This is a genomic window from Sphingomonas yunnanensis (assembly GCF_019898765.1).
GTDB classification, from domain to species: domain Bacteria; phylum Pseudomonadota; class Alphaproteobacteria; order Sphingomonadales; family Sphingomonadaceae; genus Sphingomonas; species Sphingomonas yunnanensis.
In genome coordinates this window covers 685,901-706,544 of the sequence record NZ_JAIOKB010000002.1, presented here as the reverse complement: position 1 = coordinate 706,544, position 20,644 = coordinate 685,901, and the positions used below count along the sequence as shown (strand labels likewise).

The window sequence follows — 20,644 nt, the reverse complement described above, 5'->3', positions numbered from 1 at the left end:
CTCAGTGCCGTTCTTCCTCGACGGGTTGGTCGGCGTGCCGATCCGTCGGCGCATCGCGGTCGCGCAGCCGCTCGCCCGCACCGCTGAGCGCGTCACCGGCGCGGTCGCGCGCGCGGTCGGCGTGGCGGCGCACGTCGCTCTCGAGCCGGCGGGAGGCGTCGTCGATCCGATCGGCGGCGCGGTCGAGCGAGTGCGCCGCGACGCCGTCGACCTGGTTGGCCATCGTGTCGGTGAGCGAGTCGACGCTGGCGGCGACATTGTCCGCGGCCTCGCCGATCTCGCCCGCGATCGCGTTGCCGGTCCGATCGGCATGCTCCTCCACTCGGTCGCCGCACGCGGCGAGCGCCAGGGCGGCGAAGGGGACGACTAGGGCATGTCTCGTCATCGGGTTCTGGCTCCTCTCACCTTGATCAATGGCCCGCGCCCGCGTTGGTTGCGGCTGGGGCCTCACCTTCTCCGCACCCGTGCTCCCGCGCACGAAGGAGCCCAGAGGAATCGACGACGACGCCCGCGGCCCTGGGCTCCGGCGTGCGCCGGAGCACGGCTCAGCGTGACGAGGAAGGCGACGAACGCGGCCGTGTCCACAGTCGCTGGTCGCGCGGCGTGTCGGCGATCCGCTGGCGCCGCGCCGCCTGCCACGCCGCGCGCGCGATCCAGGCGAGCTTCTCGCGCTTGCTGGTGGTGACACGATGGTCCCAGGCATGCGCCCCGCGCGCCGCGACCCGGCGCGCGATGTCGCCGTAGATCCCCGCCGCCGCCAGCACCGCCCAGGCCGAGCGATAGGACAGGGCCCTGGTGCCGACGCGCGCGCTCGCCTCGTGCAGCTCGGCCCGCGCTGCCAGCCGCCGCGCCAGCACCACCAGCCGGTCGCGGAACGGCGGCTTCATGTGCTGCCCGGGCGGCACGTCCATCTCGGCGAGCCACTCGTCGGGGAGGTAGCAGCGCGCCACGCGGTCGTCCTCCTCGATGTCGCGCGCGATATTGGCGAGCTGGAAGGCCAGCCCGAGGTCGCAGGCGCGGTCGATCGTGGCCTCGTCCTGGGGCGGCACCCCCATGACGACGGCCATCATGCAGCCGACCGCGCCCGCGACATGGTAGCAATAGCGGTACAGGTCGGTCTCGGAGCGCGGGCGCCAGTCGTCGGCGTCGAGCTGGAAGCCGTCGATCAGGTCGGTGACGAAGCGGTGCGGCAGCCGCGTCTCGCGCGCGACCACGCCGAGCGCGTCGAACGCGGGGTCGCCGGTCGGCTCGCCCGCCAGCGCGGCGGCGCTGAGCCGGCGCACCTCGGCGACCCGCGCGGGCGCGTCGGCGACGGCGCGGCGGTCATGGCCGTGATCCTGCCCGTCGACGAGGTCGTCGCAGCGGCGGCACCAGGCGTAGAGCAGCCAGGCGCGCTCGCGCACGTCGGGCGCGAACAGCTGCGATGCCGCGGCGAAGCTCTTCGAGCCGCGCGCGATCGACTCGCACGCCGTCGCCACCAGCGCGGCCCGCGAGTCGGTCACGCCGCCCTCCTCACAGAAGCGCGCTCACAGGTCGCCGGCGGCCATGCGGACGATCGGCTGCGTCGGCGCGTGCGCCGCCATCGCGTCGAGCAGCGTACCGAGTGTGTCGCCGACGATCAGCAGGTCGCGGTGCTGCGCGCGCAGGAAGCCGACCTCGCCCATCTTGGCCCAGAAGGCGACGAGCTCGTCATAATAGCCGCGCGCGTTGAGCAAACCGACCGGGTCGGCGTGATAGCCGAGCTGCGCCCAGCTCAGCGCCTCCCACAATTCGTCCATCGTACCGGTGCCGCCGGGCAGGGTGACGAAGCCGTCGGCGAGGTCGGTGAAGAGCTGCTTGCGCTGGTGCATGCCGGGGACGACGTGCAGCTCGGTGAGCCCGCGGTGCGCCACCTCGGCGTCGACCAGCGCCTGCGGGATCACGCCGATCACCTCGCCCCCCATGGCCAGCGCCGAGTCGGCGATCGCGCCCATCAGCCCGAGCCGCCCGCCGCCGTAGACCAATCCGATACCGCGCTCGGCGAGGGTGCGGCCGACCTCGCGCGCGAGCTCGAGGTAGAAGGGGTCGGCGGGGGTGGCGGAGCCGCAGTAGATGGCGAGGCGCTTCATGGCCGCGAGCGCTAGGGGAAGCGCGGGCCGGGAGCAATGGCGCGCGCGGCCGCTCGCGCGCTCAGCGGTGTGATGCCGCCACGGCGCCGAGCGCACGGCAGCGGTCACCCGCGTGCGCGACGTAGCGCGGCGCGCGACCGTCGGCGGCGACCGGCACCAGCGTGACGCTGTCCTACCGCGCGGCGATGCCGCCCGACTCGTAGCGGACGACCCACTCGTCTCCCCATCGGTCGGCGCGGACGAAGCGATGGCGCGGCACGCCGGGGTGGCGGACGTCGATCGCGTCGTGGCGCTGCCCCGCGTCGGCGATACCGCCGTCGGCGAGGTAGCGCGACAGCTCGAGCCGTGCCGCCGCCGGCAGCGCGCGCATCGTCTCGATCGCGGCACCGGGCGCGCCGCAGCGGGGCGGCGCGGCGGTGGCCGTCGCCAGCAGCGCGGCGAACAACAGCGTGGCCGGCATCACAGTCTCCTTCGCCACGCAGCGAAGCAGATGCGGCGGCGCTCGTCACCTCGACGTCGCCAGATCGGGTCAGTCGATCTAAGCTCGCCCGCGGGAGAGACGCGCCATGAGAGACTGGGACGATGTCGTCGCGACCGGGCTCGCGCTGCCGGGAGTGATGCTTGGCACCAGCTACGGCAAGCCGGCGCTGCTGCTGCGCGGCAGGATGCTCGCCGCCACGACCGCGCCCGATCGCTCGAGCTTCGTGCTCCACGTCGCGCTGATCGAGAAGGAGGTGCTGATCGAGACCGATCCCGCCACCTTCTGGGAGACCGACCATTATCGCGGCTGGCCGGCGGTGCTGGTCCGCTACGGCACCGAAGCCGACGCGCGGATCGCGCTGCTGCTCGAGCGCGCCTGGTGGGACCGAGCGTCGACCTCGCAACGAAGGGCGCGCGGCGAGCGGCCGTGAGTGGCGAGCAGGGATCCAGCGGTGCGGCGTCGTTCACCGAAGCGGGTCGGGCCAAGCTTGGTGGCTGCGCGGCTTTCCCTACCGTAGCGGGCCGGAGCAGGAAGCATCATGCCGCTGATAGACCGTTACGTCGCCGCCGGCCTGTTCAGGGAGTGGCACAGCCGCGAGAGCGAAGCGCCTGTGGCCGCCCTCATGGCCGCTGCTCGTTCCTTCAAGCCTGAAGACGACGCACTCTTCCGGTGTCTGATCGCCGTCCGCGAAATTACGCGGGTCGTTCCGTTCCGGTCGGGGCGGACATCACCACGGCTGGAGTCACGCTTCGGCATCGAGAGTTTCACACTGATTGAGGAAGCGCCCGACGAGATCGTCTATGGGCTCGCCGGTTGGCTATGGCGCCCGTCGATCGAGTTGGTGCCGTTGGCCGACGCGTCGGCTTTCTTGGCGCAGCGTGACCCCGGAACAGTCAAGCTGGCGCTGAGCGTCGCGGCCAGACCGATCAGTGAGCGACGGGTCGAGTTGATAACCGAGACACGCGTCGCCTACGCCGACCGCGCCGCGCTCCTGCGTTTCGCGCCTTACTGGTGCGTGATCCGCCCGATCAGCGGCCTGCTGCGCCGTCGTATGCTCGCCGCCATCTGCCGCGCGGCGGAGGCGACCGCGGCCTAGCGCCCCAGCATCAGCGCCGCGGTCGCCTTGGCGCTGCCGACCACACCCGGGATGCCCGCGCCGGGATGCGTGCCGGCGCCGACGAAATACAGGTTCGGGATCGAATCGTCGCGGTTGTGGACGCGGAAATAGGCGCTCTGCGTCAGCACCGGCTCGAGCGAGAAGGCGCTGCCGAGATGCGCGTTGAGGTCGGCCGCGAAGTCGGTCGGCGCGTAGCTGAACTTCGTCACGATGCGGTCGTGGATGTCGGGGATCAGCCGGCGCCCGACCTCGTCGAGGATGCGCTTCTCCAGGATCGGGCGCACCGTCTCCCAGTCGCCGGTATATTTGCCCATGTGCGGCACCGGCGCCAGCGCGTAGAAGGTCGAGCAGCCCTCGGGCGCGAGGCTCGGGTCGGTCACGGTGGGGTGGTGGAGGTACAGCGAGAAGTCCTCGCTCAGCACGCCGTGATCGTAGATGTCGTCGAGCAGCCCCTTATAGCGCGGCCCGAACAGGATCATGTGGTGCGGGATGCCGGGCCAGCTGCCCTTGATCCCGAAATGCACCACGAACAGCGAGGGCGAGTAGCGCTTTCGCTCGAGCTTCGCGGCGGTCCGCTTCGCCGCCCCGGAGCCGGGCAGCAGGTCGCGGTAGACGTGCAGGATGTCGGCGTTGGCGGCGAGCATGTCGACGGGCGTGCTCCACCCGCTGGCGGTCTCCACCGCGGTGACGCGGTCGCCCAGCGTCTCGATCCGCGTCACCGCGTCGTTCAGCCGCAGCGTGCCGCCGAGCCGCCCGAACAGCGTCACCATGCCCGCGATCAGCCGGTTGGTGCCGCCGCGCGCGAACCACACCCCGCCGTCGCGCTCGAGCTTGTGGATCAGCGCGTAGATCGCGCTGGTCGTCATCGGGTTGCCGCCCACCAGCAAGGTGTGGAACGAGAGCGCCTGGCGCAGCCGCTCGTCCTGCACGTATTTCGAGACGATCGAGTAGACCGAGCGCCACGCCTGGTATTTCGCCAGCGCCGGCGCCGCCTTGATCATCGACGCGAAGTCGAGGAAGGCGACATGGCCGAGCTTCTCATAGCCCTCCCGGTACACGCCGGCGGAATAGTCGAGGAAGCGCGCGTAACCGGCCACGTCGGCGGGGTTGAGCTTGGCGATCTCGGCGTGCAGCACCTGGTCGTCGTTGGTGTAGTCGAAATTGGTGCCGTCGGGCCAATTGAGGCGATAGAAGGGCTGCACCGCCTCGAGCGCGACGTCCGTCGCCATGGTCTGGCCGGAGAGCGCCCAGAGCTCCTCCAGACAGGCCGGGTCGGTGATCACGGTCGGTCCGGCATCGAAGGTGAAGCCGTCGCGCTGCCACACGTACGCGCGCCCGCCGGGCTTGTCGCGTGACTCGAGCACGATCGTCTCGACCCCGGCCGACTGCAGCCGGATCGCCAGCGCCAGCCCGCCGAAGCCGGCGCCGACCACCACCGCGCGGGTCATGCCGCGCCCCGCAGCGCGGCGATGGCGCGGCCGAGCGGCACCGGCGGCCGCCCGCTCAGCACGCGCGCCTTGTCGAGCGCGGTCGAGCGCGCCGCGTAGAAGCGCGCCACCAGCGGTGCCGGCAGGCGGTAGAAGCGTTCCAGCACGCGGTAGCGCTGGTCGGGGTCGGCGGCCTTGAAGAGCATGAGGTCGAGCATCCGATAGAAGCGCCGCGCCGCCCACAGCCGCGCCGCATAGGCATAGGTCAGGTCGTGCAGCGCCGCACCCGAGAAGTCGTGCTGCGCCGCGACCAGCTGCGCCAGCCGCACCGCGTCGGGCAGCGAATAGCCCGTGGTGGGATGGAACAGTCCCGCTCGAACGCCCGCCTTGGCCAGCTTGCTCCCGCCGCTGCGCCAATAAGCCTCGAAATCGCCGCCATAGACCACCGGCAGCACGCCCTGCTCGCGGTGGATCGTCTCGGTGACGTTCCAGCCCTTGTCGGCGGCGTAGCGCTCGACCCGCGCCGCCACCGCGGCGACGTCGAGCGCGGGCGCGTCGCTGTAATAGGTGTCCTCCACCAGCAGCCGGTCGGCGGCGAAGGGCAGCAGGTAGACGAAGCGATAGCCGTCGAGCTGCGCCACGGTCGAGTCCATCACCACCGGCCGCGCCACGCCGTGCGCCCCGGCGACGCGCAGTTCGTGGCCGACGAACTTCTGCCAGCCGCAGTCGAGCGCGGCGAGATCGCCCGCGCCGCGCGCGTCGATCACCCCCGCGGCGGTGAGCCGGTCGCCGTTGGCGAAGACTACGGCGGTGGGGCTGCACGCCAGCACGCGCCGCCCGGTCATCAGCGCGCGCCGCGGCAGCGTGGCGCGCACGTGCGAGTCGAGCCCGGTCGAGCGAACGGAGTAATAGGCTTGCGCGAGGTGGCGCGCGTGCGCGGGGAAGCGCACGTCGTAGCTCGGCCAGGCATGCGCCACCAGCGGCGCGATCAGGTGGCGGTCGGCGCGCGCGACATCGCCGCCGAAGAAGGACCAGAGATGGTTGCCGCCGATCGCCTCGCCCGCCTCGATCAGCCGGACATCGAGCGAAGGATGGCGGGCGTGGACCGCGAGCGCGATCAGCGCGCCGGCGAGACCGCCGCCGACGATCGCCAGGTCGCATCTGTGGGTCGCAGGCATGGTCCGGCGCTAACCTATCGCAGCGACGCGGGGAAGCCCGGCGCGGCAGCGGCAGGCGCGGAACAGGGGCGGGGCGGGCGCCACGGCCATGCGAGGCGGAAAGCCTCGCCTTTCCCTGTCCTAACGTCGATTAGCGCGCTACAAGACACGTCTTCCTCTGCTGGAGCCGACCGCCATGCGCCGCGCCGTCATCACCGCCGTCACCGTCGCCCTCACCGCCGCGCTCGCCGTCCCGGCCGCGGCGACGCTCAAGCCCGGCGCTGCCGCGCCCGATTTCTCCACCCGCGGCGCGATCGCGGGCAAGGTGGTGCCGATCAGCCTGCGCGAGCAGCTCCGCCGCGGCCCCGTGGTGCTCTACTTCTTCCCGGCGGCCTTCACCTCGGGCTGCAATGCCGAGGCGCGCGCCTTCGCCGAGAAGGTCGACGCCTTCCGTGCCGCGGGCGCGACCGTGATCGGCATGTCCGCGGACAACGTCGAGGACCTACAGCGCTTCTCGTCGAGCGAGTGCGCGGGCAAGTTCGCGGTCGCCAGCGCGGGGCCCAAGGTGGTGGCGGGCTATGATGTCGCGCTCGGCCGCGCGGTGAAGGGCAAGAGCGTCACCAGCCGCACCAGCTATGTCATCGGCCGCGACGGCAAGGTCGTCTTCGTCCATGACGACATGAACCCCGCCGAGCATGTCGCGATGACGCTCGCCGCGGTGCAGAAGCTCAAGCAGGGCTGATCGCGTCTGACTCGGCGCGGTCAACGCCGAGTCACCATATTTTAGCGAGTCGGGCGCTAGCGTCCCCGTCCGGCGGGTCGCGGCAGGCGGCGCGCCGCCGGCGCGCGGGGGTGCCGGTCGGGATGGGGCGGTACCCAGCGGGTGGCCGATCGGGGGCGAGCGAGTGGCGAGCAGGGCGGTCGACGGGCAGCAGGGAACGGCGGGCGACCGCCTGTTCACTCGCGTCGGCGCGTTCCTGTCGGCGCACCGACTCAGCCCTGATCCGGCGCATTACGCCTTCGCTTACGCCGTGATCGCGCAGCCCGACGGACTGATCGCGCGCCGCGTCGCCGAGCTCACCGACGGCGGCGTGCGGTTGACCGCGCGCGACATCGACCAGCTCGGCGGCACCGCGCTGGGGGGCGCCCCGGTCGCGCTCGCCGAAGACGCCGAGATGACCGCCGACGCCGCGACGCAGGAGGCGATGATCGAGCGCGTGCTCCACCAGCTCGACGGCTTCGGCGACACGGTCCGGATCGCGCACGCCGAGGCCAATGATTTCGGCCGCGACCTCGCGCGATCGGCGGCCGAGATGCGCGACGTCGGCGCCGACGCCGGGGTCGAGGAGATCAGCCGGCTCACCGCGGCGATGATCGAGCGTGTCCAGCACGCCGAGGCCAAATTGGAGAGCACGCGGCGCGAGACCGAGGAACTGCGCACCGCGCTCGACGAGGCGCGCGGCTCGGCGCGCACCGACCCGCTGACCGAGCTGCCCAACCGCCGCGCCTTCGACGAGGCCTTCGCCGCGCTCGCGCCGGGCGCGCGGGTGACCGTCGCGATGTGCGACATCGATCATTTTAAGCGGATCAACGACAGCTTCGGCCATCCGGTGGGCGACCGCGTGATCCGCACCGTGGCGCGCACGCTGGCCGAGGAGGGCGGCTGCCTGGTGGCGCGCTACGGCGGCGAGGAGTTCGCGCTGCTGTTCGAGGGGGTCACGCCCGACGAGGCGGCGGCGCGGATCGATCGCGTGCGCGTCCACATCGGCGAACGCCGGCTGCGCGTGCGCGAGACCGGCGAGCCGATCGGCACCGTGTCTTTCTCGGCGGGGGTAACGGAGGGCTTGGCGGGCGAGGGCCGCGCCGCCTTGGTGACCCGCGCCGACGCGGCGCTCTATCGCGCGAAGGAGCAGGGGCGCGCGCGCACGATCGTCTCGTAAGGGCGTTCGGTCTCGTTCTCTCCGCGCTGCCGGCCGCCGCGAGTTCGAGACAAGCACGGCGGCGCCGCTCGCCCGGCTCCTCTCGGGAGAATCTCTCCGCCAACGGCGCTCGTTAGCCACCTATCGGTGTCATCCCGGCCTTGAGCCGGGATCCATGTCTCCACGAGAGCGACGGGTGAAGTGTGCGCGGCGCCCTGGATCCCGGGTCAAGCCCGGGATGCCGAGTGGGTCGGCGGCAGACTCTCCCACAAGGAAGGGCAAGCGCCTCGCTCGCCCCTTCCTCACACCCTTACCGGTCGCGTCGGCCGAGCAGGCGCAGCCGCAGCGCGTTGAGCTTGATGAAGCCCGCCGCGTCGCGCTGGTCATAGGCGCCCTGGTCGTCCTCGAAGGTCACCACCTTCTCAGAGTAGAGCGAGTGCGGCGAGCGGCGCCCGCTCACCGACGCCTGGCCCTTGTAGAGCTTGAGCCGCACCGTGCCGGTCACCTTGGCCTGCGAGTGATCGACCGCGGCCTGGAGCATCTCGCGCTCGGGCGAGAACCAGAAGCCGTTGTAGACCAGCTCGGCGTAACGCGGCGCCAGCTCGTCCTTGAGGTGCGCGGCGCCGCGATCGAGCGTGATCTGCTCGATCCCGCGATGCGCCAGCGCGTAGATCGTGCCGCCCGGCGTCTCGTACATGCCGCGGCTCTTCATGCCGACGAAGCGGTTCTCGACCAGGTCGAGCCGGCCGATACCGTGCTTGCGCCCGAGCTCGTTCAGCGAGGCCAGCAGCGTCGCGGGCGAGCACGCCTCGCCGTTCACCGCGACGCCGTCGCCGCGCTCGAAGTCGATCGTGATCGTCTCGGGGATGTCGGGCGCGTCCTCGGGATTGACGGTGCGCGAGTAGACATAGTCGGGCACCTCGTCCCACGGATCCTCCAGCACCTTCCCCTCGGACGAGGTGTGGAGCAGGTTCGCGTCGGTGGAGAAGGGCGCCTCGCCGCGCTTGTCCTTGCTCACCGGGATCTGGTGCGCCTCGGCGAACTCGATCAGCTTCGAGCGGCTGGTCAGGTCCCACTCGCGCCACGGCGCGATCACCTTGATGTCGGGGTTGAGCGCGTAATAGCCGAGCTCGAAGCGGACCTGGTCGTTGCCCTTGCCCGTGGCGCCGTGGCTCACCGCGTCGGCGCCGACCTGTGCCGCGATCTCGATCTGGCGCTTGGCGATGAGCGGGCGCGCGATCGAGGTGCCGAGCAGGTACAGCCCCTCGTACAGCGCGTTGGCGCGCATCATCGGGAAGACGTAGTCGCGCACGAACTCCTCGCGCAGGTCGTCGATGAAGATATGCTCGCGCTTGATCCCCATCAGCTCGGCCTTGGCGCGCGCTGGCTCCAGCTCCTCGCCCTGGCCGAGATCGGCGGTGAAGGTCACCACCTCGCACTGATATTCCGTCTGGAGCCATTTCAGGATCACGCTGGTGTCGAGTCCTCCGGAATAAGCGAGGACGACACGCTTGATCTGGTCGGTCATGGGGCAGGCTCCTTTCGCGCGCGGGCGCTACGCGAGCGTGCCGCTGGAGGCAACCGCCGTGGCACCGCGCGCGCCCGTTCACCGCGCGTACAAGCGCCCGCCGCCAAGCCTCCGCGCATGCTGAGGACGCACACCACGCTCGCCGTCGCGCTCGTCGCGTTGCTCGCCACGCCGGCGCTGACGGTCGCCGCCATGGCGCAGGAGACGCGCGCCACCGCGACCGCCAAGCTCGACTCGGAGTTCGCCGCCTCCGACACCAACAAGGACGGCTATCTCTCGCTCGCCGAGTTAGAAGGGCGGATGGCCAAGATGAAGATCCGCGGCACGACGCTCGACGCGGTCCACGCCAAGCGGGTCGCCGCGCTGGTGATGGCACGCGGCGATCTCGACAAGGACGGGCGGCTGAGCCGTGCCGAATCGGACCAGCTGATGGGGGCGGTCTTCTCGGCCTACGACCTCAACCATGACGGCAAGGTCGACGCCGCCGAGGCCGCGCGCGCGCGCGCCATGGCGGATGGGGTAGCCAAGGGCGGAGCGGCGCCGAAGAAGTGAGCTTCCGTGCTCCTGCATGCGCAAGGAGCACGCCGGTGCGGCGGAGGGTGACCGCTCTCAACTGCCCCGCAGCCGTCGTTCCTCCTCGATCATGTAATCGCGCGTCAGCGGCAGGGCGAGTCGATCGCGGCTGAACTGGATCTGGTAGTTCACCAGCGGACCGTTGGTGAAGGAGACGATCGCGCCCGCCAGATAGAAGGTCCACATGCGGAAGAAGCGCTCGTCGTACAGCGCGACGATCGCGTCGCGCTCGGCGACGGTGCGCTCGTACCAGGCACGCAGCGTCATGGCGTAATGCAGCCGCAGCACCTCGACGTCGGTGACGAACCAGCGGATGAACTCGTTGGCGTGCAGCACCTCCGACAGCGCCGGGATGTAGCCGCCGGGGAAGATGTACTTGTCGGTGAACTTGTCGGTGAAGTTGGGCCCGTCGGCGCGCCCGATCGTGTGAAGCAGCATGACACCATCGGGGGTCAGCAGGTCGCGGCACTTGCTGAGATAGGTGCGGAAGTTGCGCAAGCCCACGTGCTCGAACATGCCGACCGAGACGATCCGGTCGAACGGGCCCTCCAGCGCGCGATAGTCGATCAGCTCGAACTTCACTCTGTCGGCGACGCCCGCCTCCTCGGCGCGGCGGCGTGCGACCTTGAGCTGCTCCTCGGAGAGCGTGATGCCCAGCACCTCGGCGCCGGTCTTGGCGTGGATGTACAGTGCCATGCCGCCCCAGCCGCAGCCGATGTCGAGCACGCGCATGCCCGGCGCGAGCGCCAGCTTGGCGACGATATGCGCCTTCTTGTCGGCCTGCGCCTGCTCGAGCGAGTGGGTCGGATCGGCGTAATAGGCGCAGCTGTACTGTTTGTCGGTGTCGAGGAAGAGGTCGTAGAGCCGGTCCGACAGGTCGTAGTGATGCGCGACGTTGCGCTTCGATGCCTTGGCCTGGTTGCCGGTGAGGCGGTGGCGGATCTGCCCCTTGAGCGTGCGCCAGCGATTGGCGGCGAGGCGGTTGACGCCATTCTCCCAGCGGCTGTTCGCGGTGGCGAGCAGCAGCAGGTCGAGGATGTCGCCCTGCTCGACGATCAGCGTGCCGTCCATGAACGACTCACCCGCCCCCAGCGCCGGGTCGGCGGCGAGGGCGCGATACACCGAGCGATCGGTGATGCGGATCGCGACGGGCTTGAGCGCGGGGTCGTCGCTGCCGAAGCTGGCGGTGCTGCCGTCGGGCTTGGTGAGGGTGAGGCGCCCGCGCTTGATCGCGCGGCTGAGGAAGACGTCGATGAGTGCCATCCGCCTCTGCTAATAAGGTTGCATCGCGCAATCCATAGCCTCGATACGTCGGTGAGCGTTGCGCACGCGCGCCTCGCGCTCTAGGCGAACTGCCCCATGCGTTACGTCAGTACCCGCGGCACCGCCCCCACGCTCGACTTCGCGGGCGCGACGCTCGCCGGCCTCGCCGCCGACGGCGGGCTCTACGTCCCCGAGACCTGGCCGACGCTGTCCGAGGACCAGATCGCCGCGCTCGCGGGCAAGAGCTACGCCGAGACCGCGGCGGCGGTGATGGCGCCGTTCGTCGCCGGCTCGCTGACCGAAGACGAGCTGCGCGCGCTGTGCGACACCGCTTACGGCCGTTTCGCCCACGACGCGGTGACCCCGCTCGTCCAGCTCGACCACGACCAGTGGCTGCTCGAGCTGTTCCACGGGCCGACGCTGGCGTTCAAGGACGTCGCGCTCCAATTGCTCGGGCTGCTGTTCGAGCGCTTTCTCACCGGCACGACCGAGCATCTCACGATCATCGGCGCTACCAGCGGCGACACCGGCTCGGCCGCGATCGACGCGGTGGCGGGGCGCGCAGGGATCGACATCTTCATGCTCCACCCCGAGGACCGGGTGAGCGAGGTGCAGCGTCGTCAGATGACCACGGTGGGCGCGCCCAACGTCCATAACATCGCGATCCGCGGCGACTTCGACACCGCGCAGGCGCTGGTGAAGGCGATGTTCAACGACGCCGCCTTCGCCGGGCGCTTCCGCCTCTCCGCGGTGAATTCGATCAACTGGGCGCGACTGATGGCGCAGGTGGTCTATTACTTCTACGCCGCGGTGCGGCTCGGCGCGCCCGCGCGCGCGATAGCCTTCAGCGTGCCGACGGGCAATTTCGGCGACGTCTTCGCCGGCTATGTCGCGGCGCGCATGGGGCTGCCCGTCGCCAAGCTGGTGGTCGCCACCAACGTCAACGACATCCTCGCGCGCGCGCTCGGCACCGGCGACTATTCCAGCCGCGAGGTGGTGCCCACCGCGACGCCCTCGATGGACATCCAGGTCTCGAGCAACTTCGAGCGGCTGCTGTACGATCTCGGCGGGCGCGACGGCGCCGCGCTGGCGACTCAGATGCGCGGTTTCGAGGCGGAGCGCGCGATGCGGCTGAGCAACGCGCAGCGCGAGGGCGCGGCGGGGCTGTTCGTCGGCGAGCGGGTCGACCCCGACGGCATGGCCATGGCGATGCGCCACGCCTGCGAGCGCGCCGGTCAGGTGATCGATCCCCATACCGCGATCGCGCTGGCGGCGGCGCGGCGCCATCTCGCGCCCGAGGTGCCGATGGTGACGCTCGCCACCGCGCACCCCGCCAAGTTCGGCGACGCGGTCGAGCGCGCCACCGGGGTGCGGCCCCCGCTGCCGGCGCGCGTCGGGGACCTGTTCGAGCGCGAGGAGCGCTGCGTCACGCTCGACGCCACCTATGCCGCGGTCAGCGCGCACGTCGCCGCGCACGCCGTCCCCCGCGGCTGAGGCGAAGCGTGGACCTCGTCACGCTCACCGGCGAGCCCTGGGCGGATTACGGGCTGATCGACTCGGGCAACGGGCGCAAGCTGGAGCGCTACGGCCGTTTCCGCTTCATCCGTCCCGAGCCGCAGGCGCTCTGGGCGCCCGCGCGCGATGACTGGCGCGCGCACGGCGCGTTCGTGCCGGGCAGCGACGAGGAGGGCGGCGGCCGCTGGGACTTCAGCGAGTCGGTCCCGCGCGACGGCTGGCCGCTGGCGTGGAACAAGGTCCGCTTCACCGCGCAGACCACGCCCTTCCGCCACCTGGGCTTCTTCCCCGACATGGCGCCGGTGTGGGCGTGGATGCGCGAGCGGCTCGCCGGCGTCGAGTCGCCCGAGTGCCTCAACCTATTCGGCTATACCGGCGTGGGCACGCTGGCCTTGGCGAGCGAGGGCGCGCGGATGGTGCACGTCGACGCCTCGAAGAAGTCGGTCGAGGCGGCGCGCGGCAACGCGGTGCTGTCGGGGCTGACCGACGCACCGGTGCGCTGGATGATCGACGACGCCGCCAAGTTCGTCGCGCGGGAGGTGCGGCGCGGGCGGCGCTACGACGGGATCCTGCTCGATCCGCCCAAATACGGCCGCGGGCCGGCCGGCGAGGTGTGGCGGCTGGAGGAGGACCTGCCCGGCCTGATCACCGACTGTCGCCGGCTGCTCGACGCCGAGTCGCGCTACCTGTTCCTCACCGTCTACGCGGTGCGCATGTCGGCGCTGGCGATCGGCGAGATGCTGCGCCAGGCCTTCGCCGACCTGCCCGGCACGGTCGAGGCGGGCGAGCTCGCGGTGCGCGAGGAGTCTCGCGGGTTGGCGCTGCCGACCGCGATCTGGGCGCGCTGGTCGCGGTAGATCGTCCCGCTCCCTCACAGCTCCTGCCGCACCTGCGCGTGCGCCAGCAGCGCGAACAGCCCGGTGCCGCCGATGACGTTACCGATCAGCGCGGGGAGGATCAGCCCGCCCAGTGCCCGCGCGAACGAGACCTCGCCCGCGAAGGCGAGCAGCCACGCCTCGCCCGAGCCGGCGACGACGTGCGCGAAGCCGCCCAGCGCGATGAAATAGGTCAGCACGAACACCACCCAGAACTCCTGCCCGCGCGACGAGGGCAGCGCCCAGGGCACCGCCGCGATCAGGAAGCCGGCGGGGATGCCGAGCCGCAGCGTCGCCCAGGCGTCGTGCGCGAGCAGCTCGCGCGCCGTCTCCAGCATCGCCGCACCCCCCTCGGGCGAGCCGATCAGGCGATAGTGGACCAGACCCGCGATCAGCAGCGTGCCGAGCAGGTTCGCGCCGAGCACCAGCGCCCAGAGCCGCAGCAGTCGCGCCAGGTTGCCGAGGCTGGGATGAGTCGCCACCGGGATTACCGCGGACAAGGTGCTCTCGGTGAACAGCTGGAGCCGGCCGAGGATCACGACCAGGAAGCCCAGCGTATAACCGATGCTGGTCACCAAGGGTGTCCAGCCCGCCTCGGGTAGGTCGCGCGCGATCAGCGATTTGCCCAGGATCGAGGCGCTGATCGCGACTCCGCCGGCGAGCCCGGACCAGACAAGCGACCAGCTCGGCCGCGCCAGCTCCTCGTCGCCGGCGCGACGGATCACCTCATGGATCACGCGCGGGCTGGCCGACTGGCGCTGCTCGACCGCGGCGCGCTCGTCGGGATCGAGGTCGATGTCGCGCTCGCGCGCCTCGGCGTCGTCCGCCATGAAGGGCCCCCCGCGTCGAAGTGACGCTCTACGCCAACGCGGCGGGAGTGCACGCGGGTCCGGCTCGACTTCGACGGGGCAGCGCGGGTAAAGGGGCCGCCCGATGCTCACCTCGCCCTCCTCGCTGGACCAGCGCTTCGGCCTGTCGCGTCAGGTCGTGCTGCCCGGGCCGCTGCGCCTCGACGGCGGCGCGCTGCTCGCGCCGGTCGAGATCGCCTATGAGACCTATGGCACGCTCGCGCCCGGCGGCGGCAACGCGCTGCTGATCTGCCACGCGCTCACCGGCGACCATCACGTCGCCTCGTCGCATCCGCGTACCGGCAAGCCGGGCTGGTGGCAGCGCATGGTCGGCCCCGGCCGCCCGATCGACACCGATCGCTTCTTCGTGATCTGCGCCAACGTGCTGGGCAGCTGCATGGGCACGTCGGGCCCGGCGAGCACTGATGCGGCGACCGGACGGCCCTATGCGATGGCCTTCCCGGTCATCACGATCCGCGACATGGTGCGCGCACAGGCGCTGCTGCTCGACCATCTCGGCGTCGCGAAGCTCGCCGCGGTGGTGGGCGGATCGATGGGTGGGATGCAGGCGCTGAGCTGGGCGGCGACCTTCCCCGAGCGGCTGGACGCCTGCCTCGTCATCGCCTCGACCGCACGCCACACCGCGCAGAACATCGCCTTCCACGAGGTCGGGCGGCAGGCGATCATGGCCGACCCGAACTGGTCGAGTGGTGATTATTACGATGGCGTCCCCCCCGCGGCGGGTCTGGCGGTGGCGCGGATGGCGGCGCACATCACCTATCTCTCCGAGGCGGGGCTGACCGAGAAGTTCGGGCGACGGCTGCAGGCGCGCGAGCAGAAGTCGTTCGGCTTCGACGCCGATTTCCAGGTGGAGAGCTACCTGCGTCACCAGGGACTCGCCTTCACCGATCGGTTCGACGCCAACTCCTACCTCTATATCACCCGCGCGATGGACTATTTCGACCTCGCCGAGGAACATGGCGGGCTGCTCGCCAACGCCTTCCGCGCCGCGCGCGCGCGCTTCTGCCTCGTCAGCTTCGACACCGACTGGCTGTATCCCACCGCCGAGTCGCGCGCGATCGTCCAGGCCTTGGTGGCGGCGCGCGCACCCGCCAGCTTCGTCGAGCTGTCCAGTCCCTACGGCCACGACGCCTTCCTGCTCGACTCGCCCGAGCTCGATCGTGTCATCGGTGGCTTCCTCGGGACCGGCGCGTGAGCCTGCGCCCCGATCTCGCGATCATCGCCGCGCACGTGCCGCCCGGCGCGCGGGTGCTCGACGTCGGCTGCGGCGACGGCGAGCTGATGAAGGCGCTGCGCGATACCAAGGGGGTCGACGCGCGCGGGCTCGAGCTCGACCCGCGCAACGTCGCCGCGGCGGTGTCGCGCGGGCTGTCGGTGATCCAGGGCGACGCCGACACCGACCTCGCGGGCTATCCTGACCAGAGCTTCGATTACGCGATCTTGAGCCAGACGCTCCAGACCGCGCGCGCGCCCGACCGCGTGCTCGACGAAATGCTGCGGATCGGGCGCCACGCCTTCGTCAGTTTTCCCAACTTCGCGCACTGGCGGGTACGGCTGTCGCTGCTGTGGGGCGGGCGGATGCCGGTGACGCGGCTGCTGCCCGAGCGCTGGTACGACACCCCCAACATCCACCATCTCACCGTCGACGACTTTCGCGCGCACCTCGCCGAGCGCGGCGTGGCGACCGAGGACGCCTGGTTCCTCTCGGGTGACAAACGCACCGGCGGCGCGGCGGCAAACTTCCTGGCCGAGCATGCCGTTTTCCTGCTGCGGCGGAACCCTGCCGACTGATCGGGGTTAACCCGTGCCAATCAGTGGAGCCAGTGAAGCGACGTCATGCCCAAGACCGCGCTCATCGTGGAGGACGAGATCTTCGTCGCGCTCGACCTCGAGCGGATTCTCGAGGAAGCGGGATTCGTGGTCGCGGCGATCGCGGCGGACGCCGAGAGCGCCTATCGCGCTGCGCCGGGCTGTCAGTTCGCCTTCGTCGACGTCAACCTGCGCGACGGGGCGACCGGCCCGGTCATCGCCGAGCGGATCGCGCGCGAGCATGGCGTCAAGGTGGTGTTCGTCACCGCCAACCCCGGCCAGATCACCGACCCCGGCAGTGCGCTCGGTTATATCCGCAAGCCCTTCAACGAAGAGGCGATCCTCAGCGCGGCGCTGACCGCGACCGAGCTGGCGCCGGCCGACGCGCCGACGCCGACCGAGTTCGTCAGGTGGCCGCGGCGCGGCTGAACGCCGGCAACGGTACCGTGACGGCTAATTCCAACCCGTCCGGGTGCCAAGTACGCGTCACCGTGCCGCCGAGCTGGCGGACCGCGCTCAGTTCGATCAGCTGGCTCCCGAAACCGTCGATAGGCGGCGGCGCGTCGAGTGCCGGACCGCCGCGCTCGCGCCAGTCAAGCCGCACCGTCTCGGCGCCGCGCGTCACCGCCAAGTCGACGCGACCGCGCGCGACCGACAGGGCGCCGTACTTGCTCGCATTGGTGGCGAGCTCGTGGAACAGTAGCGCTAGCGGGGTGGCGGCGCGATCGTCCACCGCGACGTCGTCACCCCCGATCACGACGCGATCGCCGTCGAGCCGCTGATAAGGCGCGAACAGTTCGGCAAGCAGCCCATGCAGACTGTCCTGCGCGAGATGCGGACGGGACTCGTTGCTGTGCGGGCGGACGAAATCGTGCGCCCGGCCCAGCGCGATGATGCGGTGGCGCAGGTCGTTCGCGACGGTCGCCAGTTCCGGGTTCGCGCGCGCGGCGAAGTGGATCAGCCCCGAGATCACCGAGAAGATGTTCTTGATGCGGTGGCTCAGCTCCTGGCTGACCACCTCGCGCTCCTCCAAGGCGAGCTTCTGCTCGTGGATGTCGGTGCAGGTGCCGAACCAGCGCGTGATCGCTCCGCGGCGGTCGCGGATCGGCAGCGCGCGGCCGAGTACCCAGCGATAGGTGCCGTCGACGTGGCGAAGGCGATACTCGATCTGATAGGCCTCGCCGGTCTCGAGCGAGCGGCGCCACACCGCCCAGGCACGCGCCTGATCGTCGGGATGGAAGACGCCGTTCCACTCCTCGCCGTCGGTCGAGCCCTCGGGCATGCCGGTGAATTCGTACCAGCGCGCGTTATAATAATCGTGGTAGCCGTCGGGCAGCGTCGACCATACCATCTGCGGCATCGTGTCCGCCAGCGTGCGGAATCGCGTCTCGCTCTCGGCGGCGGCGCGGCGCGCCTCGCCCGCGGCCTCGCGCCACGCCGCGTCGTCGCGCGAGCCGCGCAGCCGCGCCATCACGTTGCTGGCGAGCACGCGCAGCCCGTCGCGCTGAAGCGCGGTGAGACCCTCGGGGCGCGGCGTCATGTCGAGCACGCACAGCGCGCCGAGCGGGACGCCGTCGTCGGCCACCAACGGCGCGCCGGCGTAGAAGCGGAAGCCGGGTTCGCGCAGCAGCGGGTTGCCGAGGAAGCGCTCGTCGGCGGTCAGGTCGGGGAAGACGGTGACGTCCTCCTCCCACATCGTGTGCGCGCAGAAGGATTCGGAGCGCCTGGTGCCCTCCAGATCGGTCCCGGTCGAGGCGAGAAAGCTCTGGTCAGCCTCCTCGATCAGCGTGATCAACGCCACCGGCGCGCCGCACAATTGCGCGGCGAAGTCGGTGATCTGGCGCAGCGCGGCGGAGCGGCGCAGCGAGGCGAGATTGAGCGAGTCGATCGTGGCGCGGCGCCGCGCCTCGTTGACCCGCCAGCCGCGCGCGGCGGAGCCCGCAGCGCCGAGCTGGATCGCGCCGGCATGCGCCGCGCCGACATCACGCTCGCCCATGGCTCACGCGCCTAAAACGGGTGAGCGGCCGCGAGGACCGGAAATGCTTCCGATTTCTCCCGCACGATCAAGGAGATAACACATTGACTTCATCGCAATCTCAGAATGAATGCGCTACGCTACCACGCGGGGAAAGCCTTATCGAGCGTTCCACGAGTGACCGCGGTTATCTTCAACGATCAGAAGAGGAAAACGTCCCAAGTCGCGCCATGGTGCGGCGCGGAGCCTGCTGCGGCGCCTTCATTTGACTCGGCTCAGGGTGGTCGCGCCTTCCGCGGTCGCCGTTCCCATGCCCGCAGGAGAGCGGCGCCAGGACCGCCAGGCGCACGCCCCAGACTCAGGCGGCGCGGGTCGGGAGGATGCCGTCGCTCTGCAGCGCCTGGCTGAGGGGGACGCTCGTGTCGGCGAGCAGGTCGGATCGCACCTCGATGCCGGACTCGACGAGCTTGCGCCCCTGCACATAGTCCTTCGTCGCGTTGACGCAGTCGAGCGCGATCACCCGGCCCTGGCGAAGGTAGATCACCGAGAAGGAGCGCGCGGCGGTCGTCCCCCGCAGCACCGCGAGATCGTGTCCCGCGGCGAGGCCGACCGTCTGCAGCCGCAGGTCATATTGGTTCGACCAGAACCACGGCACCGCATAATAAGGGTGCGCGACGCCGACGATCGCGCGCGCGACCGTGCCCGCCATATCATTGGCGTTCTGCACCGACTCCAGCCGGATGCGTGCGCCCTCGGCGAAGGCGTTAGCGTGCGTCGCGCAGTCGCCGATGGCATAGACGTCGGGAAGGCTGGTCCGGCACACAGCGTCGACCTCCACGCCGGTGCCACCATGCGCGCCCGCGGCGAGGAGCGGTGCCACCGCGGGAACGATCCCGACGCCGACGATCACCACGTCCGCCGGCAGGAGCTCGCCCGTGCCGAGCCGCACGCCGCAGGCGGCGCCGTCGCGGCCCTCGATGCAGCGTACTTCGGTGCCGAGCCGCAACGCGACCCCATGCGAGCGGTGCTCCGCCTCGAGGAAGCGCGCCAGCATCGTCCCCGACATGCGCGCCAGGACCTGCTGCTGCGCCTCGATCAGCGTCACCTGCTTGCCGGCGCCGACCAGGACCGCCGCGGCCTCGAGGCCGATGTAACCGCCCCCGATCACGACCACCTGCCGCGCCGCGGGAAGCTCCTGCGCCAGGCGATCGACGTCGGCGCGCGAGCGCAGCGAGTGCACCCGCGCGAGCGCGGCGCCCGGGCAGTCGAGCCGGCGCGCCGCGCCGCCGGTCGCCCAGACGAGGTGGCGGTAGCCGATGGTGGTGCCGTCCGCCGCGGTGACCTGGCGGGCCCCGGGATCGACTGCGACGATCCGGCAGCCCGGCCTGAGATCGACGGCCTTCTCCTGCCAGAAGGCCGACGGCCGGATCAGCAGGCGATCGAAGCTCTTCTCGCCGGCGAGATACGCCTTGGTCAGCGGCGGGCGCTCGTAGGGCAGCTCGAGCTCGTCCCCGATCAGCGCGATCGTGCCCCGGTAGCGGAGCTGCCGCAGCGCGATCGCGGCCTGGGCGCCGGCCTGGCCCGCGCCCACGATCACGACGTCATAGTCGCTCACTGCCGACCCGCTCACCGTCGCGCGCTCACGACTCGGGGGCGATCGTCACGTGCAGGCCGTCGAGTCGCTCGTCGAACGCGATCTGGCAGCCCAGCCGCGACGTCGGCGCGACCTGGTCGAGCCCGTCGAGCAGCTCGCGCTCGGCCTCGCTCGGAGGGGGCAGGGTGAGCGCCTGCGCGGGATCGACGATGACGTGACAGGTCGCGCAGGAAAGCGAGCCGCCGCATGCGGCCAGCAGCTCGTCGATGCCGTTGTCGCGGATCACCTCCATCACCGACAGGCCGGCGTCGGCGGGGAGCGGGCGCGTCGCGCCGTCGCGGGTGGTCACGATCAGAGAGGCCATGGGTAGTTCCTGCTGGAAGTAGAGATCTGCCCGGCGGCCGCGATCGGCCGCCGGGGGAGAGCGCCGCGCG

General features: G+C 71.0%; 22 protein-coding genes. 10 read left to right on the top strand and 12 right to left on the bottom strand.

Annotated elements, in window-relative coordinates:
* Window position 1 precedes the first annotated feature (1 nt).
* The 4 genes from K7957_RS09455 to K7957_RS09440 all read right to left on the bottom strand — a co-directional run bounded on the left by K7957_RS09455 (window position 2) and on the right by K7957_RS09440 (window position 2,568).
* Entirely contained in the window at window positions 2–385 is a 384-nt protein-coding gene (locus K7957_RS09455; protein ID WP_223011690.1) for a hypothetical protein, read from the bottom strand.
* 160 nt (window positions 386–545) lie between these two features.
* Complete coding sequence (locus K7957_RS09450) at window positions 546–1,502, bottom strand: phytoene/squalene synthase family protein (protein WP_223011689.1); 957 nt, start codon at window positions 1,500–1,502, stop codon at window positions 546–548.
* A gap of 24 nt (window positions 1,503–1,526) precedes the next feature.
* Window positions 1,527–2,108, bottom strand: a complete 582-nt coding sequence (locus K7957_RS09445; RefSeq protein ID WP_223011688.1) for an LOG family protein — start codon at window positions 2,106–2,108, stop codon at window positions 1,527–1,529.
* A 172-nt stretch (window positions 2,109–2,280) separates the two neighbouring features.
* Entirely contained in the window at window positions 2,281–2,568 is a 288-nt protein-coding gene (locus K7957_RS09440) for a hypothetical protein (protein ID WP_223011687.1), read from the bottom strand.
* A 106-nt stretch (window positions 2,569–2,674) separates the two neighbouring features.
* Here K7957_RS09440 and K7957_RS09435 point away from each other — a divergent pair, with 106 nt between their 5' ends.
* Together K7957_RS09435 and K7957_RS09430 are read left to right on the top strand one after the other, a co-directional pair.
* Entirely contained in the window at window positions 2,675–3,019 is a 345-nt protein-coding gene (locus K7957_RS09435; protein ID WP_223011686.1) for a hypothetical protein, read from the top strand.
* A gap of 108 nt (window positions 3,020–3,127) precedes the next feature.
* Window positions 3,128–3,685, top strand: a complete 558-nt coding sequence (locus K7957_RS09430; RefSeq protein ID WP_223011685.1) for a hypothetical protein — start codon at window positions 3,128–3,130, stop codon at window positions 3,683–3,685.
* Here K7957_RS09430 and K7957_RS09425 read toward each other — a convergent pair.
* Both K7957_RS09425 and crtY read right to left on the bottom strand, forming a co-directional pair.
* Window positions 3,682–5,154, bottom strand: a complete 1,473-nt coding sequence (locus K7957_RS09425; RefSeq protein ID WP_223011684.1) for a phytoene desaturase — start codon at window positions 5,152–5,154, stop codon at window positions 3,682–3,684. The genes K7957_RS09430 and K7957_RS09425 overlap by 4 nt on opposite strands.
* Entirely contained in the window at window positions 5,151–6,311 is a 1,161-nt protein-coding gene (gene crtY / locus K7957_RS09420; RefSeq protein WP_223011683.1) for a lycopene beta-cyclase CrtY, read from the bottom strand. Before crtY ends, K7957_RS09425 begins: the two co-directional genes overlap by 4 nt.
* Before the next feature lie 175 nt (window positions 6,312–6,486).
* Here crtY and K7957_RS09415 point away from each other — a divergent pair, with 175 nt between their 5' ends.
* Both K7957_RS09415 and K7957_RS09410 read left to right on the top strand, forming a co-directional pair.
* Complete coding sequence (locus K7957_RS09415) at window positions 6,487–7,032, top strand: peroxiredoxin (RefSeq protein ID WP_223011682.1); 546 nt, start codon at window positions 6,487–6,489, stop codon at window positions 7,030–7,032.
* 163 nt (window positions 7,033–7,195) lie between these two features.
* Window positions 7,196–8,230 carry a GGDEF domain-containing protein gene (locus tag K7957_RS09410; protein ID WP_223011681.1) on the top strand — a complete coding sequence of 345 codons (1,035 nt, stop codon included), beginning with the start codon at window positions 7,196–7,198 and terminating at the stop codon, window positions 8,228–8,230.
* Window positions 8,231–8,519: 289 nt separating this feature from the next.
* Here the strand turns inward: K7957_RS09410 and K7957_RS09405 are convergent, their stop codons facing one another.
* The gene (locus K7957_RS09405) at window positions 8,520–9,737 is read right to left on the bottom strand and encodes an argininosuccinate synthase (RefSeq protein WP_223011680.1); all 1,218 of its coding nucleotides are present in this window, start codon (window positions 9,735–9,737) and stop codon (window positions 8,520–8,522) included.
* A gap of 117 nt (window positions 9,738–9,854) precedes the next feature.
* Between K7957_RS09405 and K7957_RS09400 the strand changes: the two genes are divergently transcribed.
* Window positions 9,855–10,289, top strand: coding sequence for an EF-hand domain-containing protein (locus K7957_RS09400; protein ID WP_223011679.1), 435 nt, complete (start codon window positions 9,855–9,857; stop codon window positions 10,287–10,289).
* Between the two features lie 57 nt (window positions 10,290–10,346).
* Here the strand turns inward: K7957_RS09400 and K7957_RS09395 are convergent, their stop codons facing one another.
* On the bottom strand, window positions 10,347–11,573 hold the full coding sequence (locus K7957_RS09395) for an SAM-dependent methyltransferase (protein ID WP_223011678.1): 1,227 nt from the start codon (window positions 11,571–11,573) through the stop codon (window positions 10,347–10,349).
* Window positions 11,574–11,669: 96 nt separating this feature from the next.
* Here K7957_RS09395 and thrC point away from each other — a divergent pair, with 96 nt between their 5' ends.
* Window positions 11,670–13,067 (top strand): threonine synthase, encoded by a 1,398-nt coding sequence (gene thrC, locus K7957_RS09390; RefSeq protein ID WP_223011677.1) that lies wholly within the window; start codon window positions 11,670–11,672, stop codon window positions 13,065–13,067.
* Between the two features lie 8 nt (window positions 13,068–13,075).
* Complete coding sequence (locus tag K7957_RS09385) at window positions 13,076–13,945, top strand: class I SAM-dependent methyltransferase (RefSeq protein ID WP_223011676.1); 870 nt, start codon at window positions 13,076–13,078, stop codon at window positions 13,943–13,945.
* Window positions 13,946–13,959: 14 nt separating this feature from the next.
* Here K7957_RS09385 and K7957_RS09380 read toward each other — a convergent pair whose 3' ends face one another.
* Window positions 13,960–14,793 carry a formate/nitrite transporter family protein gene (locus tag K7957_RS09380; protein WP_223011675.1) on the bottom strand — a complete coding sequence of 278 codons (834 nt, stop codon included), beginning with the start codon at window positions 14,791–14,793 and terminating at the stop codon, window positions 13,960–13,962.
* Window positions 14,794–14,896: 103 nt separating this feature from the next.
* Between K7957_RS09380 and metX the strand changes: the two genes are divergently transcribed.
* The 3 genes from metX to K7957_RS09365 are packed head-to-tail and all read left to right on the top strand — an operon-like array spanning window position 14,897 to window position 17,070.
* Window positions 14,897–16,027, top strand: a complete 1,131-nt coding sequence (metX, locus tag K7957_RS09375; RefSeq protein ID WP_223011674.1) for a homoserine O-acetyltransferase MetX — start codon at window positions 14,897–14,899, stop codon at window positions 16,025–16,027.
* Window positions 16,024–16,623, top strand: a complete 600-nt coding sequence (gene metW / locus K7957_RS09370; protein WP_223011673.1) for a methionine biosynthesis protein MetW — start codon at window positions 16,024–16,026, stop codon at window positions 16,621–16,623. The genes metX and metW overlap by 4 nt, the downstream gene beginning before the upstream one ends.
* 45 nt (window positions 16,624–16,668) lie before the next feature.
* Window positions 16,669–17,070, top strand: coding sequence for a response regulator (locus K7957_RS09365; RefSeq protein ID WP_223011672.1), 402 nt, complete (start codon window positions 16,669–16,671; stop codon window positions 17,068–17,070).
* Here the strand turns inward: K7957_RS09365 and K7957_RS09360 are convergent.
* The 3 genes from K7957_RS09360 to K7957_RS09350 all read right to left on the bottom strand — a co-directional run bounded on the left by K7957_RS09360 (window position 17,048) and on the right by K7957_RS09350 (window position 20,574).
* Window positions 17,048–18,637 carry a sensor histidine kinase gene (locus tag K7957_RS09360; RefSeq protein WP_223011671.1) on the bottom strand — a complete coding sequence of 530 codons (1,590 nt, stop codon included), beginning with the start codon at window positions 18,635–18,637 and terminating at the stop codon, window positions 17,048–17,050. The genes K7957_RS09365 and K7957_RS09360 overlap by 23 nt on opposite strands.
* A 337-nt stretch (window positions 18,638–18,974) precedes the next feature.
* A complete protein-coding gene (locus tag K7957_RS09355) occupies window positions 18,975–20,246 on the bottom strand; it encodes an NAD(P)/FAD-dependent oxidoreductase (protein WP_425517188.1) in 1,272 nt (423 codons plus the stop codon).
* A 10-nt stretch (window positions 20,247–20,256) separates the two neighbouring features.
* Entirely contained in the window at window positions 20,257–20,574 is a 318-nt protein-coding gene (locus K7957_RS09350) for a 2Fe-2S iron-sulfur cluster-binding protein (RefSeq protein WP_223011670.1), read from the bottom strand.
* Window positions 20,575–20,644 lie beyond the last annotated feature (70 nt).